At 59.3% G+C, this 13,276-nt stretch carries 13 protein-coding genes; 4 read left to right on the top strand and 9 right to left on the bottom strand.

The features are described from left to right. Positions 1-53: 53 nt before the first annotated feature. The 6 genes from ACRRQW_RS02085 to ACRRQW_RS02060 all read right to left on the bottom strand — a co-directional run bounded on the left by ACRRQW_RS02085 (position 54) and on the right by ACRRQW_RS02060 (position 6,382). Positions 54-410 carry an MmcQ/YjbR family DNA-binding protein gene (locus ACRRQW_RS02085; RefSeq protein ID WP_438479594.1) on the bottom strand — a complete coding sequence of 119 codons (357 nt, stop codon included), beginning with the start codon at positions 408-410 and terminating at the stop codon, positions 54-56. A 74-nt stretch (positions 411-484) separates the two neighbouring features. Then, positions 485-1,753 carry a serine hydroxymethyltransferase gene (gene glyA, locus ACRRQW_RS02080; RefSeq protein ID WP_438479593.1) on the bottom strand — a complete coding sequence of 423 codons (1,269 nt, stop codon included), beginning with the start codon at positions 1,751-1,753 and terminating at the stop codon, positions 485-487. A gap of 119 nt (positions 1,754-1,872) precedes the next feature. Further along, a complete protein-coding gene (locus tag ACRRQW_RS02075) occupies positions 1,873-2,352 on the bottom strand; it encodes a low molecular weight protein arginine phosphatase (RefSeq protein ID WP_438479592.1) in 480 nt (159 codons plus the stop codon). 110 nt (positions 2,353-2,462) lie between these two features. After that, positions 2,463-3,131, bottom strand: coding sequence for a hypothetical protein (locus ACRRQW_RS02070; protein ID WP_438479591.1), 669 nt, complete (start codon positions 3,129-3,131; stop codon positions 2,463-2,465). After that, positions 3,128-4,417 (bottom strand): phosphoribosylamine--glycine ligase, encoded by a 1,290-nt coding sequence (gene purD, locus ACRRQW_RS02065; protein ID WP_438479590.1) that lies wholly within the window; start codon positions 4,415-4,417, stop codon positions 3,128-3,130. The genes ACRRQW_RS02070 and purD overlap by 4 nt, the downstream gene beginning before the upstream one ends. A gap of 60 nt (positions 4,418-4,477) precedes the next feature. Beyond that, positions 4,478-6,382, bottom strand: a complete 1,905-nt coding sequence (locus tag ACRRQW_RS02060; protein ID WP_438479589.1) for an LOG family protein — start codon at positions 6,380-6,382, stop codon at positions 4,478-4,480. A 174-nt stretch (positions 6,383-6,556) separates the two neighbouring features. Between ACRRQW_RS02060 and ACRRQW_RS02055 the strand changes: the two genes are divergently transcribed. Beyond that, the gene (locus ACRRQW_RS02055) at positions 6,557-7,426 is read left to right on the top strand and encodes an FKBP-type peptidyl-prolyl cis-trans isomerase (RefSeq protein ID WP_438479588.1); all 870 of its coding nucleotides are present in this window, start codon (positions 6,557-6,559) and stop codon (positions 7,424-7,426) included. 57 nt (positions 7,427-7,483) lie between these two features. On the opposite strand, the gene ACRRQW_RS02050 is transcribed toward ACRRQW_RS02055, so the two are convergent. Further along, a complete protein-coding gene (locus ACRRQW_RS02050) occupies positions 7,484-8,551 on the bottom strand; it encodes a threonine aldolase family protein (RefSeq protein WP_438479587.1) in 1,068 nt (355 codons plus the stop codon). Between the two features lie 91 nt (positions 8,552-8,642). Between ACRRQW_RS02050 and ACRRQW_RS02045 the strand changes: the two genes are divergently transcribed. Beyond that, entirely contained in the window at positions 8,643-9,179 is a 537-nt protein-coding gene (locus tag ACRRQW_RS02045) for a shikimate kinase (protein WP_438479586.1), read from the top strand. Here the strand turns inward: ACRRQW_RS02045 and ACRRQW_RS02040 are convergent. Then, positions 9,169-9,579, bottom strand: coding sequence for an acyl-CoA thioesterase (locus tag ACRRQW_RS02040; protein WP_438479585.1), 411 nt, complete (start codon positions 9,577-9,579; stop codon positions 9,169-9,171). The genes ACRRQW_RS02045 and ACRRQW_RS02040 overlap by 11 nt on opposite strands. Beyond that, complete coding sequence (locus tag ACRRQW_RS02035; protein ID WP_438479584.1) at positions 9,576-10,766, bottom strand: glycosyltransferase family 4 protein; 1,191 nt, start codon at positions 10,764-10,766, stop codon at positions 9,576-9,578. The genes ACRRQW_RS02040 and ACRRQW_RS02035 overlap by 4 nt, the downstream gene beginning before the upstream one ends. 175 nt (positions 10,767-10,941) lie before the next feature. Here ACRRQW_RS02035 and ACRRQW_RS02030 point away from each other — a divergent pair, with 175 nt between their 5' ends. Together ACRRQW_RS02030 and ACRRQW_RS02025 are read left to right on the top strand one after the other, a co-directional pair. Continuing rightward, positions 10,942-11,874, top strand: coding sequence for a phosphopantetheine-binding protein (locus ACRRQW_RS02030; RefSeq protein WP_438479583.1), 933 nt, complete (start codon positions 10,942-10,944; stop codon positions 11,872-11,874). Positions 11,875-12,002: 128 nt separating this feature from the next. Next, positions 12,003-13,262: a beta-ketoacyl-[acyl-carrier-protein] synthase family protein gene (locus tag ACRRQW_RS02025; RefSeq protein WP_438479582.1), complete on the top strand. Its 1,260-nt coding sequence runs from the start codon at positions 12,003-12,005 to the stop codon at positions 13,260-13,262. The last annotated feature ends 14 nt before the right edge of the window (positions 13,263-13,276 follow it).

Here is a 13,276-nt window from a genome sequence, read left to right as displayed (position 1 = left end):
AGACTGCATTCAACGCTGATAGAACGCGACGTGGGCGCAAAGCCTCTTTCTCCTCAAATTTTTGAACGAAGTGCGGCCTGTGTTTTCTTGGGCAGCTTCGCAAAAACCAGATCGTAACTGCGCTGGATGCGCGCGTGCAGCAGTTTTTCAGAAAGCGCCTCCAGGTCGGCGACTTTTACCCAATGACGTTTCGCGAAATAAGGGGCCTGCGTGATGCCGTCGATCTCGGTGAGTTCATCAAATTCTTCCGGCGTGCATTTGACCACCACGCCGTCGATCACTTCGCCTTCGAGCGCGATGATCAGAAACATTTTGTCCGCGACTTTGTAGACGAGACATTCGCCCCACTGCTTCACCCAAGTCGTGTGAGTCAGGGAGAGGGCGAAGGATTTTAGTCGATCCAGACGCATGGTAGGGCCCGATCTCCGAGCGGGCCGGGTTTAAATATTCTAGGAAACGGCCCGCCCGGAGGTCGGGCCCTACCTTACAACGTATATGGAAGAGGAAACTTGCTCGTGAGCGCGACGACTTTTTGTTTCGTCGCCGCGAGCACGGCGGCTTCGTTTTCGGTGCCGATGGCAACGAGCACGCCGTCGATGAGTTCGGCGATGGTTTCCATCTCGGCTTCCTTGAAACCGCGTGTCGTCATCGCGGGCGTGCCGAGGCGAATGCCCGAGGCTTGGAACGGCGAACGCGTTTCGAACGGCACGGTGTTTTTATTGCACGTGATGTTGGCCTTATCGAGCGTCTCTTGGGCGACTTTGCCGGTGAGATTCGGGAGTTTGCCGCGGAGATCGACGAGCATCAGGTGATTGTCGGTGCCGCCGGAATTGATTTTGTAGCCGCGCTTGCTCATCGCCGCAGCGAGGGCGCGCGCGTTTTTGATGACCTGTTCGGAATAGTTTTTGAATTCCGGCTTCAAGCACTCGCCGAAGCACACCGCTTTCGCGGCAATGACGTGCATGAGCGGGCCGCCTTGGCCGCCAGGAAACACGGCGGAGTCGATGGCTTTGGCGTGCGCCGCTTTGCACATCGTGAGACCGCCACGCGGGCCGCGCAGTGTTTTGTGCGTCGTGGTCGTGACAAAATCCGCGTGCGGGAAAGGCGAGGGATGGTGGCCCGACGCGACGAGACCGGCGATGTGCGCGATGTCGGCAAACAGCAGCGCGCCAACCGAGCGGGCGATCTCGCCCATGCGCGCGAAATCGATCACGCGCGAATAAGCCGACGCACCGACCGTAATCATTTTCGGTTTTTCGCGTTCGGCGACGGCGGCGAGTTCGTCGTAGTCGATGAGGCCGTTGTCTTCGCGCACGCCGTATTGGACGAATTGATAGAGTTTGCCGGAGAAATTCGCCGGATTGCCGTGGGTCAGGTGACCGCCGTGGCTGAGGTTCATGCCGAGGATTTTGTCGCCCGGTTGGAGCACCGCGGTGTAAACGGCGAAGTTCGCTTGCGAGCCCGAGTGCGGTTGCACGTTGGCGTGCTCGGCATTGAAAAGCTGCTTCGCGCGCTCGATGGCGAGGTTTTCGACGACGTCGACGTATTCGCAGCCGCCATACCAGCGTTTCGCGGGATAACCTTCGGCGTATTTATTGGTCAGCACGCTGCCTTGCGCCGTCATCACGGCGGGATACGTGAAGTTTTCCGAAGCGATGAGCTCGATGTGGCTCTGTTGGCGGCCGAATTCGCTCGCGATGGCGGCGTAAACGGCGGGATCGAGTTGCTGGAGCGGCGTGGCGTTTAAGGACATATTAGCGTGGATGGGTTGCGCGAAGGAATGAGCGAAAAGTTGCCCCCAAGCCAGCCCTCTCACGGGCAATCCGCAACCCGAAATCCGCCGTGAGTGTGTCACGGCCCGGCACAGCGGCCTTACTTTACGTTTTTACGCAGGAAATCCATGATGCCGGGGATCGCCTCGACCATCTCATCACGGCAGGATTCGTAGAGTTTCAAGGGGCCACCGTAAGGATCGCTGATTTCATGCTCGAACGACGAGGGCAGGAACTCGCGGAAAAGATACAGATGTTTCGGGACCGGATTTGCCCGGGCTTGAATCATCGCGCGATGCGATTCGGTCATGCCGAATACTACCACGGCACCGTCGAGCATTTCTTGGGTGACGCCCCGGCTGCGGCTGGCGCTGATATCGATGCCGGTTTTCTTCAGCGCGATGACGGAGTTTTCGGAAACGCGATCACCGTCACGCGCGGCCACCCCGGCGGAAATGACTTGAAGCGATTTCAACGGCTCTGCTTGCGCCGAAAGGGCGTGGCGCAATAGGCCTTCCGCCATCGGACTGCGGCAGATGTTCGCGGTGCAAAGAATGAGAATGTGGCCGGGCTTGGGCATGAACGAGTGTTAAGCTGAAACCTTTATGCGCGAAGCGAAAGGCTGAAACACGCTGCGCGAAAAAGTTAATCGGTCAAATTACGGCGCGTGCGTCGCCGAAACCTTCAATCCTAGCGCAACGCACTTAGCGCGCGGTGCAGATGAATGGCGCGTTGCAGCACGCGATCCAGCTCGACGCTGACAGGTTTGGTTTCCTCTTTTTTCGCTTCGCTCGTTTTCGACTTGGTATCGGGCGCGGGCGGCGTGACCGGTTCGGCAGGGTCTTCGGCAATGTGGCCGGTTTTGAATTCCTGCACAAGCGTCGCTTCGTCGTAACGGACTTTATCGATTTTGCCGTTGATCAGTTTTTCGAGCGGGGTGCCGGTTTCAAATGCGTCATAGGCGGCGCGGTCGGCGGTGGCTTCAGTTTCGACCACGACTTTCGGCGAAGGCCGCGCCTTTTCGGTGCCGAGCGTGAGAACTTTTGCGGAAAGCGCTTCGATCGTTTTGGCGAGTGCGCGCGGGGTAGACGGGCTGACGAGGATAAAAATCTGGGCGCTAGTCGCGCGGCTTTCCAGCGCAGCAGCAAAAAGAACGACGGTTTCATCGCTGGCCGTGGCGTGACGAAGATCGATCACGATCGCTTTGGCCGTGGATGCGGTAAGCGCGGCGGTGTCGTCACCGAGCGAGTGAATCCGCACATAACCCAAGCCTTGCCCGAGATCGACCGGGGTTGCCGCACGGGCGAAGATGCCGAGGGTCGCGACGAAGACGAGGGCGAGCGCGCGGAGCTTTCTCATTGGCGATTGAACTGGCGGGCGCCGATGTCGCGGCGGAAATATTTTGAGTCGCACTTGATCGCGTCGCACGCCGCATACGCGGAATCGGCGGCCTCACGTAGCGTCGCGCCGAGCGCAGTGACACCGAGCACGCGGCCGCCGTTGGTCACGATTTGCCCGGCGCCGTTTTTCGCGGTGCCGGCGTGGATAATTGTCGTCGAGGACGGCAAGTGATCCGGGAAAACGATGACGTCACCCTTCGGATATTGCTCAGGATAACCTTTCGCGGCGACGACCACGCAGACGGCGTAATCGCGTTTGGTTTCGAGCCGGTATTCGCGCAGTTCGCCGCGGGCCGCTTTCCACAAAAGTTCGAGCACGTCAGAACCGATGCGCGGCAGCACCACTTGAGTTTCCGGATCGCCGAAGCGCGTGTTGTATTCGAGCACGCTCGGGCCGTCCGGCGTGAGCATGATGCCGATGAAAAGTGTGCCGCGAAACTCGATGCCTTCGTTCGCGATGGCGTCGACGGACGGTTTAACGATTTCGCGTTCGATGCGGGCGAGTAACGCGGGCGTGACGACTTCTGCGGGCGAGTAAGTGCCCATGCCGCCGGTGTTCGGGCCGGTGTCGCCGTCGCCAATGCGTTTGTGATCCTGTGACGTTGGCAAAATCACGTAGTCGCGACCCGACACGACGACGAGCAGCGAGGTTTCTTCGCCGACCAAACAGTCTTCGATGAGAATCTGGCTGCCGGCTTTGCCGAATTTATTTCCCGCGAGCATGTCGTGCACCGCGGCTTCAGCCTCGGCGAGATTTTGCGCGACCACGACGCCTTTGCCGGCGGCGAGACCGTCCGCTTTGATCACGATGGGCGCGCCGCGTTTGCGCAGATACTCGAGTGCAGGTGTGACTTCGGTGAAAATCCCCGTCGCGGCGGTCGGAATGTGGTGCTTCAGCAAAATCTGCTTCGTGAAAATCTTCGAGGCTTCAAGGCGCGCGCCGTCGGCTTTCGGGCCGTAGGCGGGAATGCGGATTTTGTTCAGCTTATCGACGAGCCCGAGCGACAATGGCACTTCGGGGCCGACAACGACGAAGTCTACGCGTTCCTGATCGGCGAGGGCGACCAGGCCGTTTACGTCATCGACCATCACGGGAAAACACTTCGCTTCCTGTGCGATGCCGGCGTTGCCCGGCGCGCAGAGGATGCGCGGCTTCACCGGCGAGAGCGCGAGCGATTTAACGAGGGCGTGTTCGCGTCCGCCGGAGCCGACAACGAGGACTGTTTTAGGAAGCGGAGAAGACACGAGTGAGCGAGAGATGAAGGCGCGTCAGCGCGGCGTAAAGCAGCGGTTACGACGCAAGCGTCATAATACCTGGAGGGTTTTCCGATAGAATTTGATGACTTCGTCCGGGTCGTCGGTGAAGAGGACGTAGTCGGCGATCCACGCGGGCGCGCGTTTGGTGGCGATCATCGTTTCGAGTTGAGCGCGAAGATGGCCCCAGAATTTCGAATTAAAAAACACATACGGCACCCGCGGACGGATACCGAGTTTCAGGTTGCACATCTCGATGCCGATTTCTTCGAGCGTGCCGACGCCGCCGACGTTGAAGATACAGAAATCCGCCGCCTCGAACCATTTTTGGCGGAAGTGACGCGATGATTCCTGGAAGGTGTTGAAAAAATCCACGCCGAGTTCGGGCGGTTGGGCTTCGAGTTCGAGGAAACACGCGCCGGTCAGCGCGCCTTTCGTGCGGGCTTGCTCGGTCGCGAGGCGCATGACGCCGCCGCCGCCGCCGGTCAGCACGCCCAGATTCGAGCCCATGAACGTCGTGAGTTTGTCCACGAGCGCGGAGATGCGATCGGTGTCCACTTGTTCGAGGCCGACCGCGGAACCGTAGAAAGCGAGGATAGTGGCTTCCTGGAATTTCCGCCCCATTTCCTCACGCACGAAAAAGCCGTGACCTTTTTTGTAGGTGTGGACGTAGAGATCTTTCGTGACCTCGTCATACCAATAGACTTTCACGCCGATGGAATTGAACGTGTCGAGGCGGGCGTGCGCGTTGCTGGAGAGAAAATAACCGTGCGTGCGCGACGCGGAGCGGAAAATAATCCGCTTGAGGCGGATGTCGCCAATGCGGGTGAGCAACTCGATGTGTTCGAGCAAGTCCGGAAAATAATCCACGATCAGCGTGTCGGCATCCGCCGGCGCCGACTCGAGCGCTTGAATCATCGTGCGGCTGCCGACGGGGCAGGATTCTTCGAGGAATTTGCGCAAGTCGTCGTTGGCGCGCACGAGCACGGCGCGATTTTCCATCGTCGCGCTCTGGCCGCGAACGATGATCTTTGTTTTCGGGTGCGGCTCGCTGGTTTCGACGGCGGGATTTTTATCGAGGCAGGTGAAGAGCGAACTCGCGGTCGCGAGGAGACGTTCGCGTTTGCGCGTGAGCGTTTTGAACTCCGGATCTTCAATTGGCGGCGCGCGGAAAATGTCGACCGACACCATTGGATTCACGACGGGCTGGTCGCCGGTGTTGTAGATTTCCAGCATGATATTCGTGCCGAAAGTCTTGATCGGATCGAGCAGGATGGCGCTCGTGTGCAGACCGAAATTGCCTTCGCCCTGATTGAGCACGACGAAGTGCTCTTTCAAATACATCGAGCAACTCGTCAGCACGCCCGAGCGCGGCGGGATGGTCAGCGGGGAGACATCGTGACGAACTTGCGCCTTGTCGATGAACGAGCGTCCCGCGTGGCCGCTGACGATGTGTTCGAAGTTTACGCGCGTGAGCCGGTGCGAAAGGGTGTAATTCACCTGGTGCGGCGTGAGAAATACGCGGCCGCGCGAATCAATGCTGATCGTGTTGGGGAGCTTGAGCGCGTTGCTCGTGATCGCCTCCCAGATTTCGCCAGTGGACAATTTCGCCGCGACGGGCGCGTAGAAAAGCCGGCCGACGGGTGTGCCGGGACGCAGGAGTTTTTTCCAATATGGCGCGTTCGGGAAATTCGCGTCGTAGATAAACGCCTCGACGTGAAGCACGAGACGATGGCCGTCGACGGTGGGTCCGCCTTTCAAAATCATTTCAATGCCGATGCGCGCGAGCGAACTGCGTTCGGTGAACTTCAGCTCGGCGAGGTGCGCTTTGAGAAACTCGAATTCAGCGGGATTACGCGGCCAGAAGGCAAGGGTGAGGGCGACATGGTCGCCGCCCGTGTTTTTGACCGTCAAAATCTGGCCGTCGGTGCTGTGCCAGAATTGGTTTTCATTCATGGGATTGGCGATGTTTAGGCAGCTTCCATCCGCTGACAAGCCCGCGCTTTTGGCCCCGTGAAGCGACCTTTCTCCGGCAAAGGGATTGATTTTTCGCCTGCGAAGGCCAACTTCCGGCGGTTTGTAACGGCACAACCGCCCGGGCCGTTTCTCAACCGGGCTTCCTCCCCCTCAATGAAATTCATGTCCAAAGTTGGTGCAGGCCTCGTTAGCATGAGCCTGCTGGTTGCCGCTTCCGCGCAGGAACCGGTCAAATTTAACGTCCCGGGTGTCACGGCTCCTGCAGCCGCTCCGGCTGCGACTCCTGCTCCGAAGCAAGCCAGCCAACCGGCGCAATCGGCTCCGGCTGCACAACCGGCCGCTGCTCCCGCCGCGCCGGCGCGCAAATTTTCCGATGCTCAAGTCGCCGAAGCTTACGGCTGGTATCTCGCCGCGCAGGTCGGTCTGCGTCAGCTCGATTTCTCCAAGGCCGAAGTGGAAGCCGTTGCTCGCGGCCTCGTCGCCTCGATGAGCGGCACGCCGACGTTTAATGAACAAGAAATGGGGCCGGAACTCGGTGCCTATCTCGGCAAGAAACAAGAAGCGTTCATGGTCAAGCTGCGCTACGCCAACTTGGGCGAAGGCCAGGCTTTCTTCACGAAGCTTAAAGAAAACAAGAGCGTCGTGGAACTGCCCAGCGGGCTCCGTTACGAAATCACGAAAGCGGGCTCCGGCGCATTGCCGAAAGCGGGTCAGGTCGTGACGTTGCATTTCACGGGTTCGCTCGTGAGCGGCCAGCCGTTTGGTTCTTCCCTGCAACCGCGCGAGGAAGGTGGCCCGGTTGAGCCCGTCGAAATCCTCCTCGATCCGCAACGCGCGTTGCCGGGCTTGGTCGAAGGTCTCCAAAAGGTCGCCATCGGCAGCAAGGCCAAGATCTACATTCCGCCGTCCCTCGCTTACGGCGATAGCGGCGACGGTCGTTCGATTCCTCCGGGTGCGACGCTCGTTTTCGACGTCGAACTGATCAGCGTAAAAGACGCTCCGAAAGAGCCCGCCAAGAAGTAAGTTTTAAGTTTTCGAACTCCTCGAAACTTTCGACGCCTCGCCGCAAGCGAGGCGTTTTTATTTGGCAGAATTGGAAAACACTGCGCGCGCGTCTGCGATGAATCGATCCACGGTCGCGGGTGAAGTTGCCCATGAGCACATCAAACGATAACCGTCGTCGCCAATGAACCGATAGAAATGCCAGCCGCGCGCCCACAGCGCTTCGGCGGCCGCTTTCGGCATCTCGACAAACACGCCGTTCACTTCGGGCTCCGTGATAAATTTTACCTGCGGAAACGTGCGCAACGCCGTCGCGACTCGCTGGGCTTGCGCGTTGGCGTGAGCCGCGTGACGCAGCCATGCGCCCGACTCCAGCGCACCGATCCACTGCGCGGCGGCGAAGCGCATTTTTGAGGAGAGTTGGGCAGTTTGCTTCACACGGTAGGCGAAATCTTGCGCGAGGGTTTTGTTAAAGAAAACCACGGCTTCAGTCGCGAACATGCCGTTTTTAGTGCCACCGAAACTCAGCACATCGACGCCGGCGCGCCACGTGAAATCGGCGGGTGTGGCGCCGCGCGAGGCGAGGGCGGCGGTCGCATTGGCGAAGCGTGCGCCATCCATTTGAACGAAGAGGCCGTGTTTTTTGGCAACGTCGCTCACTGGGCGGATTTCGGCGGGTGTGTAAACATTGCCCCACTCTGTGGATTGCGTGAGGGAAACCGCGCCGGCTTTTGAATAGTGAACGTCGGGACGTTTCAGAATCGCGCGTTCGAGCTCACCGGGCTGGAGCTTTCCACTGGCGTGCGAGATCGGGATTACTTTGGCGCCACCCGTGAAAAATTCCGGCGCGCCGCACTCATCATTGTCCACGTGCGCTGACGCGTGGCAGAAAATGCCGTGGTAACTCCGGCACGCGGCGGAAAGTGCGAGCGCATTGGCGGCGGTGCCGTTGAAGACGAAGAAGACGTCGCAATCGGTTTCGAACACGTCGCGGATCAGCTGTTTCGCGTGCGTGGTGAGGTCGTCGTTGCCATAGGAGGAAACGAAGCTCGCGTTGGCGGCGGTGATCGCGGCGAGCGATTCGGGTGTGATGCCGGCGGTGTTGTCGCTGGCGAAAGAGAAATCGTGCGGAGCGTCGGCGGGCATGCGGAGGCAGCGTGGATTTTTCGTGGAGGTTTGAACAGGGCGAAGTCGCAGGCTTGCGCCGGTGGCGCGCCGTGTGTTCGGTGGAGCGGCAATGAACTCGGTGGCGGTTAATCTTTATCTGGTCGGCTTCATGGGCACGGGCAAAAGCACCGTGGGACGGCTGCTGGCCAAGCAGATGGGCTGGCAGTTTCTGGACAGCGATCACGAGATTGAGCGCGTGCAAGGCAAGGCGGTGTCGAAGATTTTTGCCGAGGATGGCGAGCCGAAGTTTCGCGCGATGGAGCGCGAATTTATCGAGAACGGGCACCCGTTAAGCGGCTGCGTGGTGTCATGCGGTGGCGGCTTGGTGGTGCAGCCTGGAATGCTGGAACTGTTGCGCGGGCGAGGTGTGGTGATCTGCATGCACGCTCCGATCGAAACCGTGCTGCAACGCACGATGCACACGCATCACCGTCCGTTATTTGAAGTGGAAGATCGCGAGAAACGCGTGCGCGAACTCTATGCGCAACGCGAAGAACTTTACCGGCGCACGGGCACCCTGATTTTAACGGACAAGCGCCCGTTGCGTGAAATCGCTGCGCACGTGCTGCGCGTTTACCGGATGGAAGCAGCGGGTTTTAAGAAGTAACGCCGAACGCAACGCGCATTTTCTCGGCGAACAATGCGGGCGGGCGCACGGGTTCACCGGATTTGTTGATAAACGCGTGAATCGTGAAACCGCTGACGAGTTTTTCTTCGCCGCGAAACACTTCGTAATCGAGACGGACGCGCAGCAGCGGGCGCTCATGCAGGCGCGTGACAATCGTGACGGTGTCGTCGTAGAGCGCGGGCTTGAAGAATTTCGTGCCGAGTTCGATCACGGGCAGTTGATAACCGGAGGCTTCAAGTTCGCGGTAGGGTAGGCCCTGTTCCTTGAGCAGCGTGGTGCGACCGACTTCGAACCACGGAAGATAATTGCCGTGGTAAACGATGCCCATGGCGTCGGTCTCGGCGTAGCGAACGGTGATCTGGGTGCGCGATTCGATCATGACGGAGAAGGTGATTTCGTTTCGGGAAGATGTCCAAACAGGGCTCGCGCCGCCGCGATCCACGTGTGGCTGACGGCGCGCACGCGGCCGGCTGCGCCGAGTTGCCGGCTGAGCGCAGGATCGTCGAGTAATCGCGCGAAAGCCGCAGTGAGGGCGGATTGATCGCCAGGGGCGACAAGCAAGCCGGTTTCACCGTGCGCCACGGCTTCGGCGACGCCGCCGATATCGTGCGCGATCACCGGCAGGCCGTGCGCACCTGCTTCGAGATAAACGAGGCCGAAACCTTCCACGCTTTGCTTGTGCGGCATGCTGGTCATGGCGAAGAGATCGGCTTGAGCGTAGATGTCGCCCAGTTGGTCGTCAGGAATGTCGCCGAGGAATTTAACCGGAAAGTTGGCGCCTTGCGCGGCGGTTTGCAGGGCGACGTCGTAGTTGTCCTTGCTGTGGCTGCCGACGAGCCAGTATTCGAGCAACGCTTGTTGGGCGGTGGGAAGGCGTTTGAGGGCTTCGATGACTTGCAGCTGGCCTTTGCGCGGGTTGATCCGTGCGACGGTAAGGACGATTTTTTTGCGGCTCGGTTTCGAGGCGCGGGCCGTTTCAGGAATCGCGAGGTCAGTGCGCAGGGCGCCGGGTGTGACCACGATTTTGCCCGCGGAATCGGGGAAATGCTTTTCTAGGAGCGAACCAGCAAACTTACTGACGACCCCGATGCGGGCCGCTTTGTGGAGGATGTGCTTGGTGCTCCAGCGCAGAAAACGTCGGGCACTGAGGCGCTGAATCTCGGATCCGTGAAACGTGATGACCAAACTGGAAATATGCAGGCGGTCGAAAAACTGGAGTAGTAACAGCGCCAGCAACGGGCCGGGTTCCGGTATGTAGAGAATGGCCTCCTGTAGACGCGTGCGGTTTTTCCTTAAATGGCGCGCCATCCGCCATTGGCTCTGGAGGCTGTGATCTCCGGAAAGCGGCAGCCGCTTAATCCGAAATGACCATGCGGGCTCGACCACACCGGGAGGCAACGCAGGCGCCCATACTTCGACGTCGTGACCGCAGGCTTGAGCCGCTTTGGCCATTTCAGCGGCATACACCGCGATTCCGCCGCGATGCGGAAAAAATTCGTGGGTGACAAGAATCAGGGGCTTTAACGCAGGCTGATCGGAAATGGTCTGGTCGACGGCTGGCGGCATAACCCAAATGGGTGAGGAAAGCCGAGGGGCTTCACTTCGGAATGAAGAGGGGGATGTGGCCCTTTGGTCTCGTTCAAGTCAACCGCCTAGCTCGAATAGGGTCTCAAACCCGCAATTTTTGGGCAACTTTTTGGGGTTTACAGGTTCTTAAGCCTGACCTTACCTCATTCCAACAATGGCTCACTCAGCAAATACGTCGCCCGGTCTTCCGCTCAAGCCTTTCACGGCGGACGACGATGTTAACCTCCGCGAATCACTTAAGCGCTGCTCGGCAGCAACTTACGAAGCGGCTGCGCAATTTCGCAAGACGGGCAACACGGAACACTTGCCGGCCATCGTATTGGGAGTCCTAGAGCGCTACGTGGAGCCGGATCTTCGCGGTAAATTAAAAGACGCGGACGATGACCTGCGCGTCATTGAAGATCTGGGTATCGATTCGCTCACGATGATGGAAATCGTTATCCTCATCGAAGATGTGCTGCAGATGACGATTAATAACGAAGAACTCCGCCTGCTCCGCACGGTGGGTGACGTTAAGACATTCATCGAGTGCAAGGTGCGCGGCCTGCCGTTGCCGAAGCCGACCAAATTTATCCCGATCGAGCAGATCATGAGCGTAATGCCGATCCAGCCTCCGTTCCTTTTCTTGGGCGAAGCTGCGGTCAACGCCCATGGTGCGAGTGCGAAATACAAGATCAGCGGCCAGGAATTTTTCCTTCAAGGTCACTTCAAGGATAACCCCGTGTTGCCTGCGTCCATCATGCTGGAAGCGCTCGGCCAACTCGCGGTGTTGTTCCTGCTCGAAGGCCAAGTCGGGGAACCCGGCAAGACCGTCGATCACCGCACGATTTTCTTCACGTCCTGCGAAGGCGTGCGTTGCCACCGCGTATGCCGCCCGGGCGACGTGCTGAACATGTCCATCAAGCCGAAGCGCTTGAAATCCCCGCTCGCTACTTTTGAAGGCCAGATTCGCGTCGGTCAGGAAAAAGCCGCCATCGCCGAAGAAATCACGCTGACTTTCGCGTTTGCCGAGGAAGTGGCCAAGCCGGTCGAAGCTGAGAAGCCCGCGACTCCGGCGGTTGCCGCTAAATCGCAAGCCGCAGGTTAACACTGCGGCGGCGCGAAGTGATGCCGAGGGCCGTGTGCCGAGCTTGGTTGGCGCGTTGACCCGTCGGGAAAACAAGTCACTTTCGCCAAATCGACGTGTCTCAGCACGTTGCGACTCAGTTTTTATCTATGGGTAAAGTTTACATCACCGGCGTCGGTTTTATCACAAGCATTGGCAACCACGCCGCGGCAGTTTCCGAGAACCTGCGCGAGATGCGGCATGGCATCGTGCAATATGCTCCATTTCAAAAACCCGAAGTGCCGGTCAAAGTGGCCGCGCCGATCCGTGATTTTAACACCGAGAGTTTAGACGCGGAGGACTGGCTCTTTCCGGCGCGCTACAACATCCGCCGCGAATATTTGCGCGGCATGGCTCCTCACGGCGTCTATGCGTATTGCGCGATGCTGCAGGCGGTCGAAGACGCGAAGCTGACCGAAGCGGATTACTCAAACCCGTTGACCGGTCTTTACGCGGCGTCGGCTGGCTCGCCGTTTTTGCTGACCAATCACGTCGAAAAAATGCGGAAGCAGGGCGTGATGCGTTGCCCGCCGCTCGGGGTGGTCGCTTCGATTTCCGGCACGGTTAATTTCAACCTCGTCTCTCAATTCAAGATTAAGGGTGCCTCGACGGGTTTCTCGTCGGCATGCGCTTCGTCCGCGCATGCGTTGGGGTTTGCTTATGATGAGATCGCGCTCGGGCGTCAGCGCCGGATGTTTGTCGTCGGGGCCGAAGATGGTAACACGGAGAGTATCCTGCCGTTTGCGGGCATGCGCGCGTTGTCGTTGCAGACGGATCCGTCCATCGCGTCGCGTCCTTTTGATACCGCGCGCGACGGTTTCGTCGGCACGGGTGGCGCGACGGTGTTGGTTCTAGAAAGCGAAGAGGAAGTCGAACGCCGTGGAGCGAAAGTTTACTGCGAAGTCGCCGGTTGGGGCCAAGCGTCCGACGGGCACAATGTCGCCATCTCGCATCCCGAAGGCGCCGGTCTGCGCATGGCGATCGAGAACGCGTTAAAATATTCCGAGACCTCCGCTGAATCCATCGACTACGTCAACGCCCACGCGACCTCGACGCCCATCGGCGATTTGTCCGAGGCGCGTGCCTTGAAAGCGATCTTCGGCGACAACCCTACGCGCCCCGCCATCAGCAGCACGAAAGCGCTCACCGGCCACGGTTTGTCGCTCGCCGGCGCGATGGAGGCCGGCTTCTGCGCGCTCGCCATTAAGGAAGGTTTTATGCCCGGCTCTGCGCACATCACTAAACTCGACCCGGAATGCGAAGGCCTGAACATCATTCGTGCCACGTTGCCCAATCGCCCCAATGCGGTGTTGAGTAACAGCAGTGGTTTCGGCGGCGCCAATGTCTGCCTGGTGCTCAAGAGCACCTGACCTCGCGTTCAATC

The sequence above is a fragment of the Oleiharenicola lentus genome, from assembly GCF_051660365.1.
Classification (GTDB): domain Bacteria; phylum Verrucomicrobiota; class Verrucomicrobiia; order Opitutales; family Opitutaceae; genus Lacunisphaera; species Lacunisphaera lenta_A.
The sequence above is the reverse complement of the archived record's forward strand: the minus strand, read 5'-3'. Positions and strand labels throughout refer to the sequence as shown.

What these genes read in the sequence shown, in the direction of transcription:
- ACRRQW_RS02085 (WP_438479594.1), bottom strand. Translation starts at nt 410, where the DNA reads ATGCGTCTGGATCGACTAAAATCCTTCGCCCTCTCCCTGACTCACACG.
- glyA (WP_438479593.1), bottom strand. Translation starts at nt 1,753, where the DNA reads ATGTCCTTAAACGCCACGCCGCTCCAGCAACTCGATCCCGCCGTTTAC.
- ACRRQW_RS02075 (WP_438479592.1), bottom strand. Translation starts at nt 2,352, where the DNA reads ATGCCCAAGCCCGGCCACATTCTCATTCTTTGCACCGCGAACATCTGC.
- ACRRQW_RS02070 (WP_438479591.1), bottom strand. Translation starts at nt 3,131, where the DNA reads ATGAGAAAGCTCCGCGCGCTCGCCCTCGTCTTCGTCGCGACCCTCGGC.
- ACRRQW_RS02060 (WP_438479589.1), bottom strand. Translation starts at nt 6,382, where the DNA reads ATGAATGAAAACCAATTCTGGCACAGCACCGACGGCCAGATTTTGACG.
- ACRRQW_RS02055 (WP_438479588.1), top strand. Translation starts at nt 6,557, where the DNA reads ATGAAATTCATGTCCAAAGTTGGTGCAGGCCTCGTTAGCATGAGCCTG.
- ACRRQW_RS02050 (WP_438479587.1), bottom strand. Translation starts at nt 8,551, where the DNA reads ATGCCCGCCGACGCTCCGCACGATTTCTCTTTCGCCAGCGACAACACC.
- ACRRQW_RS02045 (WP_438479586.1), top strand. Translation starts at nt 8,643, where the DNA reads ATGAACTCGGTGGCGGTTAATCTTTATCTGGTCGGCTTCATGGGCACG.
- ACRRQW_RS02040 (WP_438479585.1), bottom strand. Translation starts at nt 9,579, where the DNA reads ATGATCGAATCGCGCACCCAGATCACCGTTCGCTACGCCGAGACCGAC.
- ACRRQW_RS02035 (WP_438479584.1), bottom strand. Translation starts at nt 10,766, where the DNA reads ATGCCGCCAGCCGTCGACCAGACCATTTCCGATCAGCCTGCGTTAAAG.
- ACRRQW_RS02030 (WP_438479583.1), top strand. Translation starts at nt 10,942, where the DNA reads ATGGCTCACTCAGCAAATACGTCGCCCGGTCTTCCGCTCAAGCCTTTC.
- ACRRQW_RS02025 (WP_438479582.1), top strand. Translation starts at nt 12,003, where the DNA reads ATGGGTAAAGTTTACATCACCGGCGTCGGTTTTATCACAAGCATTGGC.